16 protein-coding genes and 1 tRNA gene are annotated in these 22,032 nt (G+C 63.1%); 9 read left to right on the top strand and 8 right to left on the bottom strand.

Annotated features, from left to right (window positions below):
- Window positions 1-116: 116 nt before the first annotated feature.
- Window positions 117-1,493: a TIGR03808 family TAT-translocated repetitive protein gene (locus NKH21_RS00960; protein ID WP_352862739.1), complete on the top strand. Its 1,377-nt coding sequence runs from the start codon at window positions 117-119 to the stop codon at window positions 1,491-1,493.
- Here the strand turns inward: NKH21_RS00960 and NKH21_RS00965 are convergent.
- Window positions 1,486-2,490 carry an asparaginase gene (locus tag NKH21_RS00965; protein ID WP_352862740.1) on the bottom strand — a complete coding sequence of 335 codons (1,005 nt, stop codon included), beginning with the start codon at window positions 2,488-2,490 and terminating at the stop codon, window positions 1,486-1,488. The genes NKH21_RS00960 and NKH21_RS00965 overlap by 8 nt on opposite strands.
- A gap of 25 nt (window positions 2,491-2,515) precedes the next feature.
- The gene (locus tag NKH21_RS00970) at window positions 2,516-3,682 is read right to left on the bottom strand and encodes an acetyl-CoA acetyltransferase (protein ID WP_352862741.1); all 1,167 of its coding nucleotides are present in this window, start codon (window positions 3,680-3,682) and stop codon (window positions 2,516-2,518) included.
- A 224-nt stretch (window positions 3,683-3,906) separates the two neighbouring features.
- Here NKH21_RS00970 and betI point away from each other — a divergent pair, with 224 nt between their 5' ends.
- The 5 genes from betI to betB are packed head-to-tail and all read left to right on the top strand — an operon-like array spanning window position 3,907 to window position 10,208.
- Complete coding sequence (betI, locus tag NKH21_RS00975; RefSeq protein ID WP_352862742.1) at window positions 3,907-4,497, top strand: choline-binding transcriptional repressor BetI; 591 nt, start codon at window positions 3,907-3,909, stop codon at window positions 4,495-4,497.
- Window positions 4,494-6,023, top strand: a complete 1,530-nt coding sequence (gene betC / locus NKH21_RS00980) for a choline-sulfatase (protein WP_352862743.1) — start codon at window positions 4,494-4,496, stop codon at window positions 6,021-6,023. The genes betI and betC overlap by 4 nt, the downstream gene beginning before the upstream one ends.
- Window positions 6,023-7,030 (top strand): threonine/serine dehydratase family protein, encoded by a 1,008-nt coding sequence (locus NKH21_RS00985; RefSeq protein ID WP_502911826.1) that lies wholly within the window; start codon window positions 6,023-6,025, stop codon window positions 7,028-7,030. Before betC ends, NKH21_RS00985 begins: the two co-directional genes overlap by 1 nt.
- Window positions 7,031-7,033: 3 nt before the next feature.
- Complete coding sequence (gene betA / locus NKH21_RS00990; protein ID WP_352862745.1) at window positions 7,034-8,686, top strand: choline dehydrogenase; 1,653 nt, start codon at window positions 7,034-7,036, stop codon at window positions 8,684-8,686.
- Between the two features lie 58 nt (window positions 8,687-8,744).
- Complete coding sequence (gene betB, locus NKH21_RS00995; RefSeq protein ID WP_352862746.1) at window positions 8,745-10,208, top strand: betaine-aldehyde dehydrogenase; 1,464 nt, start codon at window positions 8,745-8,747, stop codon at window positions 10,206-10,208.
- Here the strand turns inward: betB and NKH21_RS01000 are convergent.
- Window positions 10,172-12,442 carry an AGE family epimerase/isomerase gene (locus tag NKH21_RS01000; protein WP_352862747.1) on the bottom strand — a complete coding sequence of 757 codons (2,271 nt, stop codon included), beginning with the start codon at window positions 12,440-12,442 and terminating at the stop codon, window positions 10,172-10,174. The genes betB and NKH21_RS01000 overlap by 37 nt on opposite strands.
- 17 nt (window positions 12,443-12,459) lie before the next feature.
- Entirely contained in the window at window positions 12,460-13,974 is a 1,515-nt protein-coding gene (locus NKH21_RS01005) for a phosphomannomutase/phosphoglucomutase (RefSeq protein WP_502911827.1), read from the bottom strand.
- A gap of 204 nt (window positions 13,975-14,178) precedes the next feature.
- On the opposite strand from NKH21_RS01005, the gene NKH21_RS01010 reads away from it, so the two are divergent.
- Together NKH21_RS01010 and NKH21_RS01015 are read left to right on the top strand one after the other, a co-directional pair.
- Window positions 14,179-14,255, top strand: a tRNA-Pro gene (locus tag NKH21_RS01010).
- A 708-nt stretch (window positions 14,256-14,963) separates the two neighbouring features.
- Window positions 14,964-15,836, top strand: coding sequence for a site-specific integrase (locus tag NKH21_RS01015; RefSeq protein WP_352862749.1), 873 nt, complete (start codon window positions 14,964-14,966; stop codon window positions 15,834-15,836).
- Here the strand turns inward: NKH21_RS01015 and NKH21_RS01020 are convergent.
- The 4 genes from NKH21_RS01020 to NKH21_RS01035 all read right to left on the bottom strand — a co-directional run bounded on the left by NKH21_RS01020 (window position 15,757) and on the right by NKH21_RS01035 (window position 21,171).
- The gene (locus tag NKH21_RS01020) at window positions 15,757-17,376 is read right to left on the bottom strand and encodes an ABC transporter ATP-binding protein (RefSeq protein ID WP_254819906.1); all 1,620 of its coding nucleotides are present in this window, start codon (window positions 17,374-17,376) and stop codon (window positions 15,757-15,759) included. The genes NKH21_RS01015 and NKH21_RS01020 overlap by 80 nt on opposite strands.
- Before the next feature lies 1 nt (window position 17,377).
- Window positions 17,378-18,496: an ABC transporter permease gene (locus NKH21_RS01025; protein ID WP_352454280.1), complete on the bottom strand. Its 1,119-nt coding sequence runs from the start codon at window positions 18,494-18,496 to the stop codon at window positions 17,378-17,380.
- The gene (locus NKH21_RS01030) at window positions 18,489-19,412 is read right to left on the bottom strand and encodes an ABC transporter permease subunit (protein ID WP_352490801.1); all 924 of its coding nucleotides are present in this window, start codon (window positions 19,410-19,412) and stop codon (window positions 18,489-18,491) included. The genes NKH21_RS01025 and NKH21_RS01030 overlap by 8 nt, the downstream gene beginning before the upstream one ends.
- A 166-nt stretch (window positions 19,413-19,578) precedes the next feature.
- Window positions 19,579-21,171, bottom strand: coding sequence for a peptide ABC transporter substrate-binding protein (locus NKH21_RS01035; RefSeq protein WP_352490800.1), 1,593 nt, complete (start codon window positions 21,169-21,171; stop codon window positions 19,579-19,581).
- Window positions 21,172-21,612: 441 nt separating this feature from the next.
- Here NKH21_RS01035 and NKH21_RS01040 point away from each other — a divergent pair, with 441 nt between their 5' ends.
- Window positions 21,613-22,032: a TadE family protein gene (locus NKH21_RS01040; RefSeq protein WP_352566541.1), complete on the top strand. Its 420-nt coding sequence runs from the start codon at window positions 21,613-21,615 to the stop codon at window positions 22,030-22,032.

Below are 22,032 nucleotides of genomic sequence, written 5' to 3' on the forward strand. Positions count from 1 at the left end.
CTGACGCGACGACTCCACAAGCCGTAGCCGGCGAACCGACGTCGGGGTCGGTCCGGGCCGATCCTGTCTGGCACGAATCCTGCGGCGCGACCGTCGAACGCAAGGAATCTGTGCCGATGTTGAACAGACGAATGCTGCTTGCGCAGACCGCCGGCTTTGCCGTCATGGGGCTTTCGTTCGGCAAGGCCGCGGCGAAAAACCTGCCCGGCATCGAGAAAGCCGCGATGCGTGGCGCCATCAACGCGACCGAGCTCGGCGTCCGGCCCGGCGCGCTTGACGACCAGAGCAAGGCTTTCACCAAGCTGCTGCGCGACGCGCACGACCGCGACATGCCGGTGTTCCTGCCGCCGGGGATCTATGTCGTTTCCAACCTGTCGCTGCCCGGCCGGGTGCGCCTGTCCGGCGTGCCGGGCGCGTCGCGGATCGTCTACGGCGGCAACGGCCATCTCATAATGGCCGAACAGGCCGAGCATATCGAACTCAGCGGGCTGGTGTTCGACGGCAGCAATCGCTGGATGGGCGACTACACGCAAGGCCTGCTCGATCTGCGCCGCATCGCCCATCTGGTCGTCGACAACTGCCAGATGACCGGCAGCGGCAAGAACGGTCTGGCGCTCGAACACGCCTCGGGCCGCATCGAGCGCTCGGAGATATCCGGCGCAGCCGACGCCGGCATCTATTCGGTTGAGGCCGATGGCCTGGAAATATCAGGCAATAGCGTCTCCGACTGCGCCAATGGCGGCATCCTCGTGCACCGCTGGCAGGCAGCGGAAGACGGCACCATCGTCAGCGGCAACCGCATCGAACGCATCCAGGCGCGCAGCGGCGGAACCGGCCAGAACGGCAATGGCATCAATGCCTTCCGCGCCAGCAATGTCATCATCTCTGGCAACATTGTTTCGGACTGCGCGTTTTCGGCGATCCGCGCCAACAGTGCCAGCAATTTGCAGGTCGCCGGCAATACCTGCTCGCGCGCGGGCGAAACGGCCGTGTATTCCGAATTCTCATTCGAAGGCGCGGTCATCGGCAATAACATCGTCGATGGCGCCGCCAACGGCATTTCGATCGTCAATTTCAACGAAGGCGGCCGCATGGGCGTCTGCTCCGGCAACATCGTCCGCAATCTGTCGACCAGCGGCCCCTACCCTGCCGATGCGCCCGGCTTCGGCGTCGGCATCAGCGTCGAGGCAGACACCACAGTTGCCGGTAATGTCGTCGAGAATGCGCCGCTCTACGGCATGCAGATCGGCTGGGGACCGTTCATGCGCAATGTGGTCGCCACGGGAAACGTCATCCGCAAGGCAGGAACCGGCATCGTCGTCACCGTGGTCGAAGGTGCCGGGACGGCAATCATTTCCGACAATGTCATCGACGGGGCTCAGAACGGCGCGATCGTCGGCCAGCGCTGGGCCGAGCCAGTGACCGGCGACCTCGCCGCGTCAGGCAATGCCGGCTATGCGCATCTGACCGTCGAGCGCAACCACGTCAGTTGAGGGCGGCCGTGGCCCGGAGCGCGCCGACTTTGGCGGCGATCCGGCTTTCGATAGGCGGATTTGCCTGTTCGGTCAGTTTCGCCGCGAGCGCGTGGTTGGCGTGCAAAAGCTTTGCCAGCACGGCCGCGACCATCACTTCAGCGGCGCGGCCAGCGCCGTCGTCACATTTCAGCGCGATGCCAAGGCCAAGCTCCGGAAGGGCGGCGCAAAAAACACCTTCGGCGCCTCCCTTGACGAAAATCCGGCCCGGCGCTGCCTCCATCATCGCGACATCGGACCTGCCCGTGCCGGCGACGAAAAACGGCTCGGCCATGCAGGCGGAAAGCAGCCGCTCCGCCGCCCGGGCGCGCACCGGCTCGAAGCCGGCACCTGTCGCCATGCGGGCAAAGCCAAGGGCAAAGCTGCGCAGCGGCACGGCATAGGTCGGAATCGAGCAGCCGTCGGTGCCGCGGTGATCGGCGTCATGGGCGGCACCGGTCACCGCCTGCATCGCTTCGCGCACCATCTCCTGCGAGGCATGGCCAGCCTTGACGTAACCGCGATGGGCGATGCCGCTGTGAACGCAGGTGCATAGGAAGCCTGAGTGCTTGCCGGAACAATTGTTGTGCAGCGCGTTCGGCACGCTGCCGGCGCGGGCAAGTGCCAGCGTCGCCCCATGGCTCGACGGCCAATGCGCGCCGCATTCGAGTGCCGTCTCGTCGAGGCCGGCCTTCGCCAGCATGGCCCGCGCGAGCTCGACATGTGGCGGCTCGCCGGAATGCGAGGCGCAGGCCAGCGCCAGCTCCCGATCACCGAAGCCGTAGGCATCGGCAGCGCCGCTCTCGACCAGCGGCAACGCCTGGATCGCCTTGACCGCCGAACGCGGGAACACCGGCTGTCCCGTGTCGCCGATCTCCCAGACAGCCTTGCCGTCGGCGTCGAATACGGCAACAGCACCGCGATGCGCGCTCTCGACGATTGCGCCGCGCAAGACCTCGACCAGAACCGGATTTGTCATGTCACCTCCCGCAATGCGGGCGGGTTTATCTGATCCGGTCGAGAATGGAAACGTAGTTGGCGACCGCAGCACCACCCATGTTGAAGATGCCGCCGAGCTTTGCTCCCGGCACCTGGATGCCACCCGCCTCGCCGACGAGCTGCATGGCGCTCAGCACATGCATGGATACGCCGGTGGCGCCGATCGGATGGCCCTTGGCCTTCAGCCCGCCCGACGGATTGACCGGCAGCCTTCCATCTTTCGCCGTCTCGCCATCCAGGGCCAGCTTGGCGCCCTCACCCGGCCCGGCCAGGCCCATCGCCTCATACTCGATCAGTTCGGCTATCGTGAAACAGTCATGCGTCTCGACGAAGGACAGGTCGCCGAGCGTCACGCCCGCCTGCTTCAGCGCCTGGTTCCAGGCCTGCTCGCAGCCTTCGAAGGCGAGGATGTCGCGCTTCGACATCGGCAGGAAATCCTGCACATGCTGATTAGCGCGGAAGGCCACGGCGCGGCGCATCTTCAGCGCCGTGGCCGTGTCGGCAAGGACAAGCGCGGCGGCGCCGTCCGACACCAGCGAGCAGTCTGTGCGCTTCAGCGGACCGGCGACGAACGGGTTCTTCTCGCTTTCCTGCCGGCAGAACTCGTAGCCGAAATCCTTGCGTATCTGCGCGTAGGGATTTTCGACGCCGTTCTTGTGGTTCTTGGCGGCGATCATCGCCAGCGCATCCGACTGGTCGCCGTAGCGCTGGAAATAGGCTTGGGCGATCTTGCCGAAGACGCCGGCGAAGCCTGCCGGCGTGTCACCGTCCTCCGGCAGATACGAGGCCTTGAGCAGGTTCTTTCCGATCTCGGGACCGGGCGTCGTCGTCATCTGCTCGGCGCCGACCACCAGCACGATACGGGCGGCATTGGCGTCGATGGCGCGGATGCCTTGCCTGACCGCCGCCGAGCCGGTGGCGCAGGCGTTCTCGACGCGGGTCGCCGGCTTGAAGCGCAGCCGGTCGTCGGCCTGGAGGACCAGGCTCGCGGTGAAATCCTGGGCGGAAAACCCGGCGTTGAAGTGGCCGAGCACGATCTCGTCGACGTCATCTGGACCGATGCCGGCATGATCGAGCGCCTCGACTGCCACCTTGGTGATCAGGCCCTCCAACGTCTCGCCTTCGAGCTTGCCGAAGCGCGAATGCGCCCAACCGACGATGCATGCTGTCATGGCGATCTCCATCCTGTGGACCTGGGCCACGCGATACTGCGGCGCGCTCAGCATTGTTCAAGCATGAACCGTTCCGCCGGCTTCGTGAAGGGGCCAGAACCGTACAATCGCTTGATCTTGATCATCTGGTCATAGTGCCTGGCTTTTGCCAGCAAATCAGGCTGGATTTTTGTTGATTGATGCGTCAATAAAAAATAATCTTGCCACGACAGGCCGGAGCAAGAATGCCGAAACTCGGAATGGAACCGTTACGCCGCAGGGCGCTGATCGACGCGACGATCTCGGCGATCGGCGAGCGCGGCTCGCTTGATGTGACCATGTCGGAAATCGCCGGCCGGGCCGGCGTGTCCTCGGCGCTTGCCCACCATTATTTCGGTGCCAAGGACGAATTGCTGTTGGCGACGATGCGGCACATCCTGAGCGAGCTCACCGCCGACACGCGCCGCGCGCTTCGCGCAGCCGGCTCGGCGCGGCAGCGGGTCTCGGCAGTGGTCGCGGTCAATTTCTCCGACATCCAGTTCCGGCCCGAAACGATCGCCGCATGGCTCGCCTTCTATGTCGAGGCGCAGAAATCGGCAGCACTTCGCCGGCTGCTCAGGGTCTATGCGCGGCGGCTGCATTCCAATCTGCTCAGCGGGCTGACCGGCATCCTGCCGAGAAGCGAGGCCGACCGGGTCGCCGAAGCGACGGCGGCGCTGATCGACGGGCTCTATATCAGGCGCGCGCTGAAGGACGGCGTCCCCGATGCCGCGACCGCGATTGCACTGGTCGAGGACTATCTCGAAACGAAGCTCAGCGGACGGCAGAAGCAGTGACATCCAAGCGACCCAACATCCTGATCGTGATGGTCGATCAGCTCAACGGAACGCTGTTTCCGGATGGGCCGGCGGACTTCCTGCACGCGCCGCATCTGAAGGCGCTGGCCGCACGTTCGGCGCGTTTTTGTAACAATTACACCGCCTCGCCGCTCTGCGCGCCGGGCCGCGCCGCATTCATGAGCGGCCAGTTGCCGTCACGCACAGGGGTCTATGACAACGCCGCCGAATTCGTGTCTTCGATCCCGACCTTTGCCCATCATCTGCGCGCTGCCGGCTATCACACCTGCCTCTCCGGCAAGATGCATTTCGTCGGCCCGGACCAATTGCACGGTTTCGAAGAGCGGCTGACCACCGACATCTATCCGGCCGACTTCGGTTGGACGCCGGACTATCGCAAGCCCGGCGAGCGGATCGACTGGTGGTATCACAATCTCGGCTCGGTGAGCGGCGCCGGTACTGCCGAGATCACCAACCAGCTGGAATATGACGACGAGGTCGCCTTCCATGCGGTGCAGAAGCTTTATGATTTTGCCCGCGTCTCCGACGACGCCGCACATCGCCCCTGGTGCTTGACGGTTTCCTTCACCCATCCGCACGATCCCTACGTCGCACGGCGGCGCTACTGGGACCACTACGAGGATTGCCCGGCGCTCGAGCCGGAGGTCGGCTTCATTCCTTATGACAGGCAGGACCCGCATTCGCAGCGGCTCTACCGCGCCAGCGACTATGACAGGTTCGACATCACCACGGAGCAGATCCGCCGCGCGCGGCGCGGTTATTTCGCCAACATCTCATATCTCGACGACAAGCTCGGCGAATTGCTGTCCGTGCTCGAGCTTACGCGCATGCTCGACGACACGACCATCCTGTTCTGCTCGGACCATGGCGACATGCTTGGCGAGCGCGGCCTGTGGTTCAAGATGTGCTTCTTCGAAGGTTCGGCGCGGGTGCCGTTGATGATCGCCGGCAACAGCATACACGCCGGGCTGATCGAGACGCCGGTCTCCAACCTCGACGTGACGCCGACGCTTTGCGACCTCGCCGGCATCGACATCAGCGCGATAGCGCCATGGACCGACGGCCAGTCGCTGCTGCCGCTGCTGAACGGAAAGAAACGCTCCGCGCCGGTGCTGATGGAATATGCGGCTGAAGGCTCCAATGCGCCGATGGTGGCGATCCGCGAGGGCCGCTACAAGTTCATCCATTGCGAGATCGACCCGCCGCAACTGTTTGATCTTGAATCGGATCCCCGGGAATTGACCAACCTCGCCGCCGATCCGGCCAATGCGGCTTTGGTGGCCGCTTTCACCGACAAGGTGCGGGGGCGCTGGGACATGGCGGCCTTCGACGCGGCGGTGCGTACCAGCCAGGCACGCCGCTGGGTGGTCTACCCGGCGCTGCGCAACGGCACCCATTACCCCTGGGAATTCCAGCCGCTGCAGAAGGCATCGGAGCGCTACATGCGCAACCATATGAACCTTGACCTGCTCGAAGAGCAGAAGCGCTTTCCGCGAGGCGAATGATGGCAGATAGTCTCGTCCCCTCGCTCGACCATCTCAGGCAGGCCTATGCCGTCACCTCCAAGGCGACGCAGATCACGCCGCTGCTGGAATCGGCGGCACTCGCCCGCGAGACCGGCGCCGCGCGCGTCTTCGTCAAGGCCGAGTCGCTGCAATGGGCCGGATCGTTCAAGGTGCGCGGCGCCTATTGGCGGCTGAAGCGGCTGTCGCCCGACGAAGCAAAAATGGGCGTCGTCGCCTATTCCTCCGGCAATTTCGCGCAAGGACTGGCGGCGGCAGGCCAGGCGCTTGGCATTCCCGTCACCATCGTCATGCCGATCGACACGCCTGCCGCCAAACGCGATGCCACGTCGGGCTATGGCGCCCGTGTCGTGCTGACCGACCATGGCGAGCGCGCGCGTGAGGAAGTCGCCGCTACCAAGGCGCGCGAGATCGCCGCGAGCGAAGGCCTGGCGCTGCTGCACCCGTTCGACGATCCGGAGATCGTCGCCGGCCAGGCCGGCGCCGGGCTGGAGGCACTCGACCAGCTCGCCGCCAGGCAGGCCGAGGCCGATCTCTTGTTCTGCTCGGTCGGCGGCGGCGGTCTGATCGGCGGTGTGTCGCTGGCCTTCCACTACCTGTCGCCAGCCACGAAGATCATCGGCGTGGAGCCGGAAGGTTTTGACGGCATGGGCTCGTCGTTGGCGCATGGCGCCATCGAAACCATGCCGATCGGGCCGAAATCGATCTGCGACGGGCTGATGTCGCGACGGCCCGGCGACGCGCCGTTCGCAGCGGTGAAGGCCGCCGGCGTTCGCGGCGTCACCGTCGACGATGCTTCGGTGCGGCGCGCCATGCGCATCGCCTTCGAGCGGCTGAAGTTGGTGCTCGAACCTTCGGGCGCTGCTTCGCTCGCGGCACTGCTGGGCGGCAAGGTCGACGTGACCGGCAAGACCGTTCTCGTAATGGCAACCGGCGGCAACGTCTCGCTGGCCGATTTCATTGCGCATATGAACCATGGGCGCGCATGAACCATGCTTGAAGCGGATTTCGTCATTATCGGCTCCGGCTCGGCCGGTTCGGCCATGGCCTACCGGCTGTCGGAGGACGGCAAGCATTCGGTGATCGTTATCGAATATGGCGGCAGCGATATCGGGCCGCTGATCCAGATGCCGTCAGCGCTGTCGATCCCGCTCAATATGAGCCTCTACGACTGGGGCTTTGCCAGCGAGCCGGAGCCGCACCTCGGCGGCCGCGTGCTGGCGACGCCGCGCGGCAAGGTCATCGGCGGCTCGTCGTCGATCAACGGCATGGTCTATGTGCGCGGCCATGCCCGCGACTTCGACCATTGGGCCGAACAGGGCGCGGCCGGCTGGGGCTTTGCCGACGTGCTCCCCTATTTCAAGCGCATGGAGGACAGTGCAGGCGGCGAGGATGGCTGGCGCGGCCATGGCGGCCCGCTGACCGTGCAGCGCGGCTCGAGGACGAACCCACTCTATGGCGCCTTCGTCGAGGCAGGCCGGCAGGCCGGCTTCGAGCTGACCGACGACTATAACGGCGCGAAGCAGGAAGGCTTTGGGCCGATGGAGCAGACCATTCGCGGCGGCCGTCGCTGGTCGGCCGCGAGCGCCTATCTGAGGCCGGCGCTGAGGCGGAAAAATGTCAGCCTGGTCAAAGGTTTCGCCCGGCGAATAATCGTCGAGAATCAACGCGCCACCGGCGTCGAGATCGAAGTGCGCAAACGGATTCAGGTGGTCAGAGCGCGGCGCGAGGTGATCGTTGCCGCGTCCTCGATCAACTCGCCCAAGATCCTGATGCTGTCCGGCATCGGCCCCGGCCAGCACCTTAGGGAGAACGGTATTCCGGTGATCGCCGACCGGCCCGGCGTCGGCCGCAATCTGCAGGACCATATGGAACTTTACATCCAGCAGGAATCGACGAAGCCGATTACGCTGAACTCGGTGCTGAACCCGTTCTCGAAGGCGCTGATCGGGGCGCAGTGGCTGTTCTTCAAGTCCGGCCTCGGCGCCACCAATCATTTCGAGGCGGCCGCCTTCGTGCGCTCGCGCGCCGGCGTCGACTATCCCGATATCCAGTATCACTTCATCCCGGCCGCGGTCCGCTATGACGGCAAGGCGGCGGCCAAGGCGCATGGTTTCCAGGCGCATGTCGGGCCGATGCGGTCGAAGTCGCGCGGTTCGGTCACGCTGCGCTCGCCCGATCCCAAATCGAAGCCGGTGATCCGCTTCAACTACATGTCGCATCCGGATGACTGGACGGAGTTCCGTCACTGCATCCGGCTGACCCGCGAGATCTTCGGGCAAGCGGCCTTCGATCCGTACCGCGGCAAGGAACTGTCGCCGGGCTCGCATGTGCAATCGGATGAGGAGCTCGACGCCTTCATTCGCGACCACGCCGAAAGCGCCTACCATCCTTGCGGCACCTGCAAGATGGGCCGTGCCGATGATGCGATGAGCGTCGTCGATCCGGAATGCCGCGTCATTGGCGTGGAAGGGCTGCGGGTCGCCGATTCGTCGATCTTTCCACGCGTCACCAACGGCAATCTCAACGCGCCGTCGATCATGACCGGCGAGAAGGCCGCCGACCACATTCTCGGGCGTACGCCGCTGCCACCGTCCAACCAGGAACCATGGATCAATCCGCGCTGGCAGGCGTCGGACAGATAGGCCATGATCCGCGGACGCATATTCCGCATGCCGCGAAAAGACGATTTGGAGAACAGTCATGCGCGCCCAGCCAACGGCATCGCATTATGTCAACGGCCGCTATATCGACGACGAGCGCGGCGCTGCGCTGCCGGTCATCTATCCCGCAACCGGCGAGACCATCGCCATGCTGCGCTCGGCGACACCGAACGTGCTGGAGCTCGCGATCGAGGCCGCGCGTGCGGCACAGCCGGCCTGGGCACGGCTGAAGCCGGTCGAGCGCGGCCGCATCCTGCGCCGCGCCGCCGACATTTTGCGGGCGCGCAATGCCGATCTGGCGCGCATCGAGACGCTGGATACCGGTAAGCCGGTCCAGGAGACGCTCGTTGCGGACGCCCCGTCGGCGGCGGATTGCCTCGAATATTTCGGCGGCGCCATCGCCGCCTTTAATGGCGAGGCCGTCGATCTCGGCGGACCCTTTGCCTATACCAGGCGCGAGGCGCTCGGCGTCTGCGTCGGCATCGGCGCCTGGAACTACCCGATCCAGATCGCCGGCTGGAAATCCGCACCCGCGCTCGCCATGGGCAATGCGATGGTGTTCAAGCCGTCGGAGAACACGCCGCTTTCAGCACTGGCGCTCGCCGAAATCTATACCGAGGCCGGCCTGCCGGACGGGTTGTTCAACGTCGTGCAAGGCTTTGGCGATGTCGGCGCCGGCCTTGTCGGACATGATGTCGTCGCCAAAGTCTCGGTGACTGGCTCGGTGCCGACCGGCCGCAAGGTGCTGTCGCTCGCCGGCTCGAAGATGAAGCACGCGACGATGGAGCTCGGCGGCAAGTCGCCGCTGATCGTCTTCGATGACGCCAACCTCGAAAATGCCATCGGCGGCGCCATGCTCGGCAATTTCTATTCGACCGGCCAGATCTGCTCCAACGGCACGCGGGTGTTCGTGCAGAGCAGCATCCATGACCGTTTCGTCGAGAGGCTGACCGAACGGACGAAGAAAATCCGCATCGGCGATCCGCTCGATCCGGACACGCAGATGGGGCCGCTGGTCTCGAAGGCGCAGCACGACAAGGTCATCTCATACGTCGAGACGGGCAAGCAGGATGGCGCGGTGCTCGCCTGCGGCGGCAACGTGCCTTCGCTGCAGGGCTTCCAGGGTGGCTTCTTCGTCGAGCCGACGGTGTTCACCGGTGTCACCGACACGATGCGCATCGCCCGCGAGGAGATTTTCGGGCCGGTGATGAGCGTGCTGAAATTCGACAGCGAGGACGAGGTGATCGATCGCGCCAACGACACCGAATTCGGCCTCGCCGCCGGCGTGTTCACACGCGACCTGCAGCGCGCCCACCGCGTCATCGCCGAATTGCAGGCCGGCACCTGCTGGATCAACGCCTACAATCTGACGCCGGTCGAAATCCCCTTCGGCGGCTTCAAGCAGTCCGGTATCGGCCGCGAGAATTCGCTCGCGGCACTGGCACTCTATTCGCAGCTGAAGTCGGTCTATGTCGAGACCGGGGATGTCGCCAGCCCGTACTGATCCTTGCGGGCGGTACCATCCAGATACTGGGTCAGCGCGCAGACCAGATGATAGAAGATGCTGGCCGGCACCTCGCTTGCCAACGAACGGCCGCGCTCGTCGATGCGGTCGATCCACAGGCCGAGCGGTGCGGGATTGATGTGCCAGCGGAACAGTCGGCCGACACGCGCCTCGATTTCCGGCTTCAGGTCGGGACCGCCCGAACCGTCCAGCGCGATCGCCGCCTTGATCGCTTCGGCCTGGGGCCAGCTGCGCGAGACGCGGTCGAGCGGCAGTCCTTGCCGCGAGACGGCGCCGTAGGCGAGGCCCGTGGCGCGGTTCAGACCATTGGCAATCGCCGACGCGTAAAGCTTCCGGGCTAGGCCGGTCAAGCCGCTCTGGCCGCTGCGCCCGGCGAAGTCGACCAGCAGCGAGGCCCATTCGAAATGATGGCCGGGTTCGGTCCACGTGCCCTTCTCGCCAGGGGCCGGCCGCCATTCATGGTCGAAATACTCACCCAGCGTCCAGCTTTCCGGGTCGAAGAAATGGCTGCGGAACAGATCGACGATGCGCGCGGCGCGGCGAAGATAGGCGCGCTCGCCGGTCGCCTGATGCCAGGCCAGGAATGCCTCGAGCAGATGCATGTGCGGGTTGGAGCGGCGCTCGCCCTCGCCGCTCGAGGTCTCGCGGAAGCCTGTCAGGCGTTCGTCCTCGAGATGCGCGTCGATGAACGCAAAGGTCTCCTCGCCAAGCCGCAACGCATCGGGATTGCCGCACATATGGGCATGTGCCAGCGCCAGGAGCACGCAGGAATGGTCGTAAGCATCCTCGGCGGCGTCGGCGACAGTGCCGTCGATGTTGAGCGTGCGTACCCAGCCGCCATTGTCGGTACGTCCGTGCCTGGCCATGAATTCGAGGCCGTGGCTGATCAGCCGATCGGCCGGGCCGTTCCAGCCGCGCGCCTTGGCGACGGCGAAGGCGTAGATCTGCCTGGCCTGCGTGCGCATACGCTTGGGTTTCATCAGCGGGGCGGCATCGAAGCCGAGCGCCTCGTGGAACCCGCCATGGCGCTCATCGACGCCGACTGTCGACCATAACGGCACCGTCTCCTCGAACAGCCAATGGTGCACGCGGCGCTGCCAGGCGCCGCTTTCGATGACGCGGTCGTCGGCGGGCGTGAACCTGGTCTCGAGGCGGCCGCTTTTTTCGAGCTGCTCGACGATCTTCTTGACGTTCTGGCTGTGGCTGACCGGCGCGACGAAAGTGGCGTCGGCGGTCGACACGATGGCGACGTCCTTCAGGCCTATGGCCGACAGCAGGCGACCGTCGCTGCGGATATAGGAGTTCTCGCAATCGATGGCGACGACATCGCCGACGATGACATTGCCCTGCGTGTCGGAGGGGCCGACGTCGAGCAGCGACTGCCAGGAGCCGAGATCGTTCCAGCGAAAGCCGGCCGGCACCATGGCGATGCCGCTGGCGCGCTCCATGATCGCATAGTCGATCGATGTCGATGGGATGGCGGCATAGAGCTCCAGAGGCATGTAGAGGCCGGAAAGATCCGATGTGGCAGCCTGGTAGGCAGCCTCTGTGGCGCTCCAGATGTCGGGCTGGAAAGCCATGAACGCGTCGCGCATGGCACTGGCGCGAAACAGGAAGATGCCGGTGTTCCAGTAGAAATTGCCGGCCTCGAGATAGCTCTGCGCCGTAGCGAGATCGGGCTTTTCGACGAAACGCGAGACATCGCAGACGCCATCGCGCTCGCCGGCCACCTCGATGTAGCCATAACCGGTCTCGGGTTGGGCGGGCTTGATGCCGAACACCACCAGCCTGCCCTGGCGCGCGACAGCCGTGCCGGCCTCGACGCTCCGCCAGAATTGCTGCGCGGTCGCGATCTCATGGTCGGACGGCACCACCAGCACCAGGCTGTCGCCGAATTCCGACAGCGCGCGCAGGCTTGCCAAAGCGACGGCCGCGGCGGTGTTGCGTCCGGTCGGCTCGAACAGCGGACCGCCGCCGGAAAGCTCGTGACCAGCAATGTCGGCATGAACGCGGTCGGCATGCCTTTCCGAGGCAATCAGGAAAACCGGCGTTTCGCCTTCCGGCCGCGCGGTCAGTCGGCGCAGCGTCTTGGCCAGCATCGAGCCGTCGCCGGAGAAATCATGGAACTGCTTAGGATTGTCCTCGCGTGACAGCGGCCACAGCCGCGAGCCAACGCCACCGCTCATCACAAAACTGACGATCCGTTCGGTCATGAAAACAAGCCTCGTGCTCAAAAGGTCTGATTGTAGGCGCCGACTTCGGGGCTGCGGCGCAGCACCGCATCGACGGCTTCGAACATCTGCCGGCGCCGCTCGGACGATACCGGGCTTTCGACCACCACCACAAGCTCCGGCTTGTTCGATGATGCCCGCACCAGCCCCCAGGTACCATCCTCCGACACGACCCTGACGCCGTTGACGGTGATCAGTTCGGCGATCTTCTGGCCGGCGAAGACCGCGCCCTCGTCCTTCATCTTGCGAAATTCGCCTACGACGCGCTCGACGACGCCGTATTTGAGCTCGTCGGCGCAGTGTGGCGACATGGTCGGCGTGCCGAAGGTCAGCGGCAGGTCGCGGTAGAGGTCGGCCATGCTGCTTTGCGGGCTGCGATCCAGCATCTGGCATATGGCGATGGCCGTTACCAGGCCATCGTCATAGCCGCGGCCGATCGGCGGATTGAAGAAGAAATGGCCCGATTTCTCGAAGCCGGCGGCAGCGCCGAGTTCGGCGACGCGCCGCTTGATATAGGAGTGACCGGTTTTCCAATAGTCGGTGACGGCGCCATTTTCCCGCAACACCTTGTCAGTCATGAACAATCCGGTCGACTTGACATCGACGACGAAAGTCGAGCCGGGATAGAGGTGCGAAATGTCGCGCGCCAGCATGACGCCGACCTTGTCGGCGAAGATCTCGTTGCCTTCATTGTCGACCACGCCGCAGCGATCGCCGTCGCCGTCGAAACCGAGCCCGACATCGGCGCCCGTTTCCAGCACCTTGTCGCGAATGGCGTGCAGCATCTGCATGTCTTCGGGGTTGGGATTGTAATTGGGAAACGTATGATCGAGCTCGACGTCGAGCGGGATCACCTCGCAGCCGATCCTTTCCAGTGCCTCGGGAGCGAAAGCCCCGGCGGTGCCGTTGCCGCAAGCGGCCACCACCTTGAGCTTCCTGGAGATACGCTTTCCCGCTGTCAGATCGTCAAGGTAGGGTTTGCGGAAATCCGCAACGAAGTCATAGGAGCCACCACCGACAAGGTCGAAATCGCCTGAGAGCACGATCGCCTTCAACGCGCTCATCTCCTCCGGACCAAAAGTCAGCGGGCGCGCCGCGCCCATCTTGACGCCGGTCCAGCCATTCTCGTTGTGCGAGGCAGTGACCATGGCGACGGATGGCGTGTCGAGCGCGAACTGGGCGAAATAAGCCATCGGCGACAGGGCCAGCCCAACATCCTTGACCCGTGCGCCGGCCGCCATCAGCCCGGAAACCAGCGCCAGCTTTATGGCAAGCGAATAGGAGCGGAAATCGTGACCGGTGACGATGCCGGGTCCGGCACCCAGGCGACGGATCAGCGTGCCGAGCCCCATGCCGAGCGCCTGGACGCCGATGAGATTGAGTTCCGGCGTTTCGTTCGAGCCGGGATGGCCGAACCACCAGCGCGCATCATATTCGCGAAACCCGGACGGCTTGATCAACGCCGAGGTTTCAAACTCAAAAGTGTTTGGTCTGACATCGCTAACGATCTTCATCGACAACTGCAAACTCCAGGCGGCTGAATCAGGTGCTTCGAGACAAGTGGACGGTTACACAGAAGCCCCTTTAAGCCGTGTTTGTGCGACAGGAAACTGAAACCTGTATGACGTGGCGGCTAAAGCCAAAGAAATGCGACGGAAGCGCTGCCATAGGCGCTTGCAGTAACCAAACGCGGCGGCTATAAGCCCGCGGTCTGGTCACGGAGTGTAGCGCAGCCTGGTAGCGCACATCGTTCGGGACGATGGGGTCGCAGGTTCAAATCCTGCCACTCCGACCAGAAAAAACATGTCTACCCGGGAGGCACGGTTTAGGGCTCGTAGGCGCTCTTTCCAAATTGCGCCTTTACATTCGACAAGATGGCAAGTCTGGCCGAGGAGAGGCCAAGCGGTGCCCCAGTGGCATCGGATCCCGATATTGCCGACGCGAGCGGATGTCACGGACAAAAAGCGAGATTTCCAAGGCACCGGAAACGTCCCCCGCTTCGGAATGCCAAGTCGTCCCGTGAAGGCCGGCGTGAGATTTACACCTCAGTTGCAACCGCGACATGGGATAGCCCGAGCCACCATTTTGATGCGGCTGTCAGCTACCCTCCGGGAACTCACCAAACTCATCATCCGGCGGGAAAGCCAAGTCGGTGCGATTCCTTCGCCGCATTTCGCAAGTCTTTGTTTCTCGCAGCGCTATCGCCCATTTTGCTTGTTGCAGAGCCGGTCTTGTTGCCTCTCCAATGATCCCCGTCCGCAGGACGAACACGTTCGTAGCGAAAAGGGTGATCATCGTGACGACCCATCATCATGCCCGTACGGCAGCGGTGTCTAGCGGCGTAGGTATACTGCGCCCTCAACTCGGGCCTGCTTCCGCCGACAAATATCAGCAGCCGATCTCCAAGACCGATGCGCGCAGCCTGACTGTCGGTGACATCCTCGCCGCCTATTCCGAAGCGCGCCAGGCCAAGATTGCCGGTCGAAAGGAATTTCTCGCCAGGATGCGTTTTCTGAACGAATTCTTCGGCACCGAGCCGGTCGCGAGCATCAATGGAGATCGCTGCCGCGCCTATGTCGAGCACCGTTCGCGCGAGCGCAATCGAGTAGAGCGTGAGCGAATCGCCAAGCTCAACGCCGCGGCGATGGAGACCCGCCGTGCGTTACTCCCGGCGTGGCGAGACAAGGACTTTACATCAGGCCCGCGTCGCGATCTTGAGGACCTCCGCTCGGCGATCAACTTTTGGGCCAAGGAATACGGTCTCGATCCGAAACCGTCCGTCACCTTGCCAGACAAACCAGCAGCGCGCGAGCGCTGGCTGACGCGCGAGGAAGCAGCGGGACTGCTGCGCGCGGCATTGCGGCTGCGCCGGAAGCACGGTCAGTACGCTCATCTCTGCCGCTTTATCATTGTGGGGCTCTACACTGGCTGCCGACATCCTTCAATCCTGCAACTCAATTGGGATGGCGAGGCCGCAGGAGCTTGGCCGGACCTAGGCCGCGGTGTGCTCTATTGCAAAGATCAGCACGCGAAAAAAAGCAAGAAATGGCGTCCGCCGGCGCGACTGCCGTCACGGCTGATCGCCCATATGCGCCGCTGGAAGCGTATCGATTGTGACTGCCGGCCGGTCGTCCATGACAGCCTGGGCAAACCGACAAAGCGCATCGAGAAGGCGTTCCGCACCTGCCGCGTGGAAGCCGGGCTCGGCGACGATGTCACCCCGAATGTGCTTCGCTATACCCGCGCCATGTGGCCTGTGCTGTGCGACGTCGACATGTGGCGGATCGCCAGCAAGGCTATGCGCTCAGGCGAAATCGCGTCACGTCAATGGCCGCTGCCATCAGTGTCTGCGTGTAGGTTGCCTGCGGATTGCTGAAGATCGCCTCGGCCGGTCCCTCCTCGACGATCTTGCCCTGCTTCATGACGATGATGTAGTCGGCCATGGCGCGCACGACGGCGAGATCGTGGCTGATGAACAGATAGGACAGTTCGTGGTCGGCCTGCAGCTTGCGCAGCAATTCGACGATCTGCTTCTGCACCGAGCGGTCCAGCGCCGAGGTCGGCTCGTCCAGCACCACCACTTTCGGCTTGAGGATCATGGCGCGCGCAATGGCGATGCGCTGCCGCTGGCCGCCAGAGAATTCATGCGGATAGCGGTTGCGCGTGTTCGGGTCGAGCCCGACTTCGAGCAAGGCATCGACGGCGCGGAGATCGCGCTGCCTGCCCGACAGATTGGGCTCGTGGACCAGTAGCCCCTCGGTGATGATCTGGCCGACGGTCATGCGTGGCGACAGCGAGCCGAACGGGTCCTGGAAGACCAGCTGTAATTCGCGCCGCAGCGGCCGCATCGCCTGGCGGTCGGCGTGGGAAATGTCGCGGTCGCCAAGCCGGATGATGCCGTCGCTGGGCAGGAGCCGCAGCAAGGCGCGGCCGAGCGTCGATTTTCCCGAGCCGGATTCGCCGACGATGCCGATCGTCTGGTTGCGCTTCAGCCGTATCGAAATGCGATCGACGGCGCGCAGCAGCAGCGGCTCGCCGCCAAGAAATCCACCGCCGATCTTAAAGGTTACCTCGACGTTCCTGCCTTCAAGCAGGACCGGGGCATTCGGAGGCGGCGGCGCCTTGGTGCCGGTCGGTTCGGCGGCGAGCAGCATCTTGGTGTAGGCGTGCTGCGGGTTGGCGAAGATCGCTTCCGCCTCGCCCTCCTCGACCACCTCGCCATAGCGCATCACATAGACCCGATCGGCAAAGCGCCTGACGATGCCGAGATCGTGGGTGATGAAGACGATCGCCATGCCGAGCTTGCGCTGCAGTTCGGCGAGCAGCATGAGGATCTGCGCCTGGATGGTCACGTCGAGCGCGGTCGTCGGCTCGTCGGCGATCAGTATGTCGGGGTCGTTGGCCAGCGCCATGGCGATCATGACGCGCTGGCGCTGGCCGCCCGACAACTCGTGCGGATAGGATTTCATCCGCCGCTCCGGATCGGGAATATGGACCAGCCGCAGCAGCTTGAGCGCCTCCTCGCGCGCCGCGGCGGCGCCAAGTCCGCGATGCTTGCGGATCGGCTCGATCAGCTGGTTGCCGATCGAATAGAGCGGGTCGAGCGACGTCATCGGCTCCTGGAAGATCATGCTGATCTTGCGGCCGCGGATCTTGTTGAGCTCGGGCTTGCTCAAGGTCAAAAGATTGCGACCGCGATAATCGACGGTGCCGGTGGCTTCGCCGTTCGAGGCGAGCAGGCTCATCGCCGCCATCATCGTCTGGCTCTTGCCGGAACCGGATTCGCCGACGACGGCAACAGTCTCGCCTGATTTGACGTGAATATTGATGCCCTTCACCGCCTCCACCACACCGTCGAGGGTGCGGAAGCGGACGCGAAGGTCTTTGACGCTGAGGATGGTTTCGGAAGCAGCCATCTCAACGATCCTTCGGGTCGAGCGCGTCGCGCAGCCCATCGCCGACGAAATTCAGCGCGAACAGCGTTGAGACGAGAAAGAAGGCCGGGAACAAAAGCAGCCAGTTGGCAGAACCGATGTTCTGGGCGCCGACCGAAATCAGCACGCCCCAGCTGGTCATCGGCTCCTGGACGCCGAGCCCGAGGAACGACAAAAAACTCTCCAGGATGATGACCTGCGGCACCAGCAGCGTCATGTAGATCACCACCGGCCCGAGCAAATTGGGGATCACATGGCGCAGCAGAATGCCGCGCTGGCCGACGCCCATCGCCTCCGCCGCCTGGACATATTCCTGCCGGCGGATCGACAGCGCCTGTCCGCGCACGATGCGCGCCATGTCGAGCCACAGCACCGCGCCGACGGCCAGGAACATCAGCACGAAGTTCCTGCCGAAGAACACCACCAGCATGATGACGAAGAAGATGAACGGCAAAGAATAAAGCACGTCGACGACACGCATCATCACCTCGTCGACCCTGCCGCCGGCAAGACCGGCGGTGGCGCCGTAGAGCACGCCGATGACAACGGCCACGATGCCAGCAAGCAGGCCGATGGCCAGCGATATGCGCCCCGCCATCAGCGTTCTGGACAGGAGATCGCGGCCGGTATTGTCGGTGCCGAACAGGAAATATTGCTGCTTGATCGAGGCACTCATCACCATTTCGAGACCGTCCGGCGATTTGCTCTCGATCTTTGTGTCATCAAAGGTATCGGAACGATCAAGGTAGCGAATGTTGCGGTCGTCGATCGGCTTGGACGATTTGACGGTAACGAACACACGGCTGCCCTCCTGCCGCCACTCCTTGATGTCGACGCGCATACGCCTGATCGCCTCATCGAGAGCGCCTTCGATCATGTCGGCCTTCGGATAGGCGGAGAAGCTCGGCGGCGTACGGACATAGTCGGCATAGATGGTGGTGTATTGGTGCGGCACGAAATAGGGCCCAAACACGCTGATGACGGCGATGAAGGCAAGGTAATAGAGGCTGAACATGGCCGCGCGATTGGCCTTGAGGCGCGCCCAGGCGTCACCCCACAGGGACCGGCCGACGACTGGTGCGGCAACTGCGATGTCAGTCATAGCGCACCCTCGGATCGACGACCCCATAGAGGACGTCGACGATCAGGTTGAAGACAATGGTGAAGAGCGCGATGACCACCACCGTCCCCATCACCAGTGTGTAGTCGCGGTTGAGCGCGGCAACGACAAAATGGCGGCCGATGCCCGGGATAGAGAAGATGGTCTCGACGATGATCGAGCCGGTGAGAAGGGCTGCAGCTGCCGGACCGGTGAAGGAGACGATCGGCAGGATGGCGCCGCGCAGTGCATGCTTGACGACGACTGACCAGTCGGACAGGCCGAGAGCGCGCGCGGTGCGGATGTGATGCGAGTGCAGCGATTCGATCATCGAGCCGCGCATCAGGCGGGCAACGATGGCGATCTGCGGCAGAGCGAGGGTCAGCACCGGGCCGACCTTATTGATGAGGGCTCCATCGCCCCAGCCACCGATCGGCAGCAGCTTCCAGGTCAATCCGAATACAAGCTGGATTACCGGGGCGATGACAAAAGTTGGTATGGTGCTGCCGGCGGTCGCCAGCGCGATCACCGAATAGTCGGCAAGCTTGTTCTGGTTGAGCGCGGCAACAGTGCCGAGCACGCTGCCGAGGAGCAGCGCCAGAACGAGCGCCGAAGCGCCGAGTTGGATCGAGATCGGCAGGCCTTCCCTGAACAGCTCGCCGACGGTGAAATCCGGCATGTTGTAGCTGGGGCCGAAATTGCCGCGCAGAAGATTGCCTAAGTAATGAAGGTACTGCAGCCAGAGCGGGTCGTTGAGGCCGAACTGGGCTTCGAGATTGGCCCTGATCTCGGGGCTCAGGCCCCGCTCCTGGTTGAACGGGCCGCCCGGCGCGACGCGTATCAGGAAGAACGCTATGGTCACGATGACGAACAGCGTCGGGATGGCGGTCAGCAGCCGCCGGAAAACGAATCGCAGCATCGATGCCCCGCTTGATCCAGAGCAGCGCGCGTCCGGCTGGACGATTGCGCTCTAGCCTTCAAATCTTCGCACCGACATTGTCGAAAATCGAATCCGGTTCCCGGGCCGATGCGATGGCAAACCGGCGCCGCCGCGCGTTGAGTTGCGCGGCGGTCTGGCTAAGGGATCAGTCCTTGCTGATGAAGCGGGACGGATGGATGTCCATCACATTGTCGTCGAAGCCGTGCAGCTTCGAGGAAACGATGTCGTGGTAGCTGTAGTAGAGAAGCGGTATCTCGCCGACGTCGTCGACGAGGATGCGCTCGGCCTCGGCGAGTTCCTTCATGCGCTGTTCGGGCTTGCCGCCGGCGGCGGCGGCCTTATCCATTGCCGCTTCGAATTTCGGGCTGTCATAGCTCGAATAATTATTGCCGCTGGCCTTGCGGGATATGCCGAGGAAGGTTTCCGGGTCCTTGTAATCGGCGATCCAGGCGGCACGCGCCACGTCATAGTCGCCCTTCTGCTCGAGGAAGGAGTAGTGCGTCTTGGTGTCGGTGTTGAGCAGGCTGACCTCGACGCCAAGCGGCTTCAGCTGTTCCTGGATGGCGACAGCGGTGTTCTTGTGGTTTTCCGAGGTGTTGTAGCGGATCTGCATCTTCAACGGATGCTCGGGTGTATAGCCGAGTTTCTCGAGGATCTTCTTCGCAGCGTCCTCGCGGTCGATCTGCGACATGTCGGCGTATTTGGCCAGTGCCGGCGTGTAGCCCTCGATGCCTGGAGGCACCATCGAATAGCCGGGCAGCATCGAATTCTGCCAGACTTTTTCAGCAAGGAAATCGCGATCGATCGCCATCGAGATGGCGTTGCGCAGTTCGACATTGTCCCACGGCGCCTTGTCGGTCTTGATCGCGTAATAGTAGATGCCGAGATATGGCCCGACACGGACCTGATCGCCGAATTTGGCCCTGAGGTCGGCGAGCTGTTCGGTCGGCAGGTCACCGTAACTGTCGAATTCGCCGGCCTCGAAGCGCTTCATCGCAGACGAGCGATCCTCGGTCGGGATGTAGTTGACCACGTCGAACTTGACGCTGGCGGCGTCCCAGAATTTCGGATTCTTGACCAGCTTCAGATGGTCGTTGGGAATCCACTCTGCCGCTGTAAAGGCCCCGTTGGAGACCAGCTTGCCTGCCTTGATCCAGTCGGCGCCAAGCTTTTCGATGGACGCCTTGTTGACCGGATAGGTTGCCTGATGGGTCAGCATCTCCAGGAAGTAAGGCGTTGGCGCCTTAAGCGTGACTTCGAGGGTATTTGCGTCAATCGCCTTGACGCCCATATCCTCCGGCTTGCCCTTCTTGGTATTGACTTCCTCGGCACCCTTCACGGGATAAAGCATGGAAGCGTATTCGGCTGCGGTGGCCGGATCTTCCAGCCGACGGAACGAATAAACGAAGTCGTCCGCCGTCACAGGGCTGCCATCCGACCAGAGGCCGTCCTTGCGCAGCTTGAAGGTGTAGACAGTGCCGTCGTCGGACACCGTCCAGCTTTCGGCGGCGCCCGGAATGAGATTCGTCTTCTGGTCATGCATGACGAGGCCCTGGAATAGGTCGCGTATGATATCTGCTTCGTAGACCGTCGAGGTCTTGTGCGGATCGAGCGTCTCCGCTTCGGCGGCGGCTCCGCGGTTGTAGACGGTTTCGGCGAAAGCCGGCGTGTAGAACGTACCGGCGGCCAAGACCATGGTCGTGGCGAGTACCGTCGCCTTCAGCACATGTTTCAGCATGGAGTTCTCCCTAATGACGTCGCCCTTCAGCCACGTCTCTAAGTGTTGACGCCCCGAAACCGATTGGCTGGTTCCTTTCGAGCGCGCAGCCGGTTCCCTTTCCGGCAGCTGGTGGCCAAACAGTAACGTGGAGATTTTTTATTTCAACAGACTCTCGGGGTCACCCAAAGTAAGGGGGCCGGGGCAGTCGTTTTGCGGGCGGCCAATCAATGGTCGAAACCATGAGTTTGACTGGGTTTCCTGGCCAGAACGCCGATCTGGGAAATAATCTGGCCGATCATTTCAGTTTACCAGAATGTATTAATTGGTTCTTAGGCAACCAAGGGTTACAAACTTCGATGGGATCGGCACATCGACCTCGGGTTCCAACGGGCAAGGGCAATGAACAAGATAGACAGTAATACTGTCACATTGAAGCGTAAAATATTGCGCCAAATACGGATGAATCTACGCAAAATTGGAGAAGAGTCCGGAACTTCCGCGGTCGAGTTCGCCCTGCTTTCCCCGATCTTTATCTTGCTCCTACTCGGAATGGTTGCATACGGTATCTATTTTGGTGCAAGCAACTCCTTGCAGCAAATCGCCGCCGATGCCGCCCGCACTGCGATTGCTGGATTGAACCAAACTGAGCGCCAGGCGCTGGTGGCGAGTTTCGTCAAAAACAATGCCAGTGGATACCCGTTCGTCGATTCCGGCAAGCTGACCTATCAGGCGACGGACAGCACGGCCGACGGAAATCAGTTCGTCGTGTCGATCCAGTACGATGCCAGCAACCTGCCAATCTGGAACCTGTTGCCCAGCCTTGCGATGCCGCAAACCACGATCTCACGCAGGTCGACCATCCGGATTGGAGGCATTTGA

The sequence above is a fragment of the Mesorhizobium sp. M1329 genome (genome assembly GCF_040318035.1).
Lineage (GTDB): Bacteria > Pseudomonadota > Alphaproteobacteria > Rhizobiales > Rhizobiaceae > Mesorhizobium.

Excerpts from the sequence above, each read along its gene's own strand:
- NKH21_RS00960 (WP_352862739.1), top strand. The coding sequence starts at position 117 with ATGTTGAACAGACGAATGCTGCTTGCGCAGACCGCCGGCTTTGCCGTC.
- NKH21_RS00965 (WP_352862740.1), bottom strand. The coding sequence starts at position 2,490 with ATGACAAATCCGGTTCTGGTCGAGGTCTTGCGCGGCGCAATCGTCGAG.
- NKH21_RS00970 (WP_352862741.1), bottom strand. The coding sequence starts at position 3,682 with ATGACAGCATGCATCGTCGGTTGGGCGCATTCGCGCTTCGGCAAGCTC.
- betI (WP_352862742.1), top strand. The coding sequence starts at position 3,907 with ATGCCGAAACTCGGAATGGAACCGTTACGCCGCAGGGCGCTGATCGAC.
- NKH21_RS00985 (WP_502911826.1), top strand. The coding sequence starts at position 6,023 with ATGGCAGATAGTCTCGTCCCCTCGCTCGACCATCTCAGGCAGGCCTAT.
- betA (WP_352862745.1), top strand. The coding sequence starts at position 7,034 with ATGCTTGAAGCGGATTTCGTCATTATCGGCTCCGGCTCGGCCGGTTCG.
- betB (WP_352862746.1), top strand. The coding sequence starts at position 8,745 with ATGCGCGCCCAGCCAACGGCATCGCATTATGTCAACGGCCGCTATATC.
- NKH21_RS01000 (WP_352862747.1), bottom strand. The coding sequence starts at position 12,442 with ATGACCGAACGGATCGTCAGTTTTGTGATGAGCGGTGGCGTTGGCTCG.
- NKH21_RS01005 (WP_502911827.1), bottom strand. The coding sequence starts at position 13,974 with ATGAAGATCGTTAGCGATGTCAGACCAAACACTTTTGAGTTTGAAACC.
- NKH21_RS01015 (WP_352862749.1), top strand. The coding sequence starts at position 14,964 with ATGCGTTTTCTGAACGAATTCTTCGGCACCGAGCCGGTCGCGAGCATC.
- NKH21_RS01020 (WP_254819906.1), bottom strand. The coding sequence starts at position 17,376 with ATGGCTGCTTCCGAAACCATCCTCAGCGTCAAAGACCTTCGCGTCCGC.
- NKH21_RS01025 (WP_352454280.1), bottom strand. The coding sequence starts at position 18,496 with ATGACTGACATCGCAGTTGCCGCACCAGTCGTCGGCCGGTCCCTGTGG.
- NKH21_RS01030 (WP_352490801.1), bottom strand. The coding sequence starts at position 19,412 with ATGCTGCGATTCGTTTTCCGGCGGCTGCTGACCGCCATCCCGACGCTG.
- NKH21_RS01035 (WP_352490800.1), bottom strand. The coding sequence starts at position 21,171 with ATGCTGAAACATGTGCTGAAGGCGACGGTACTCGCCACGACCATGGTC.
- NKH21_RS01040 (WP_352566541.1), top strand. The coding sequence starts at position 21,613 with ATGAATCTACGCAAAATTGGAGAAGAGTCCGGAACTTCCGCGGTCGAG.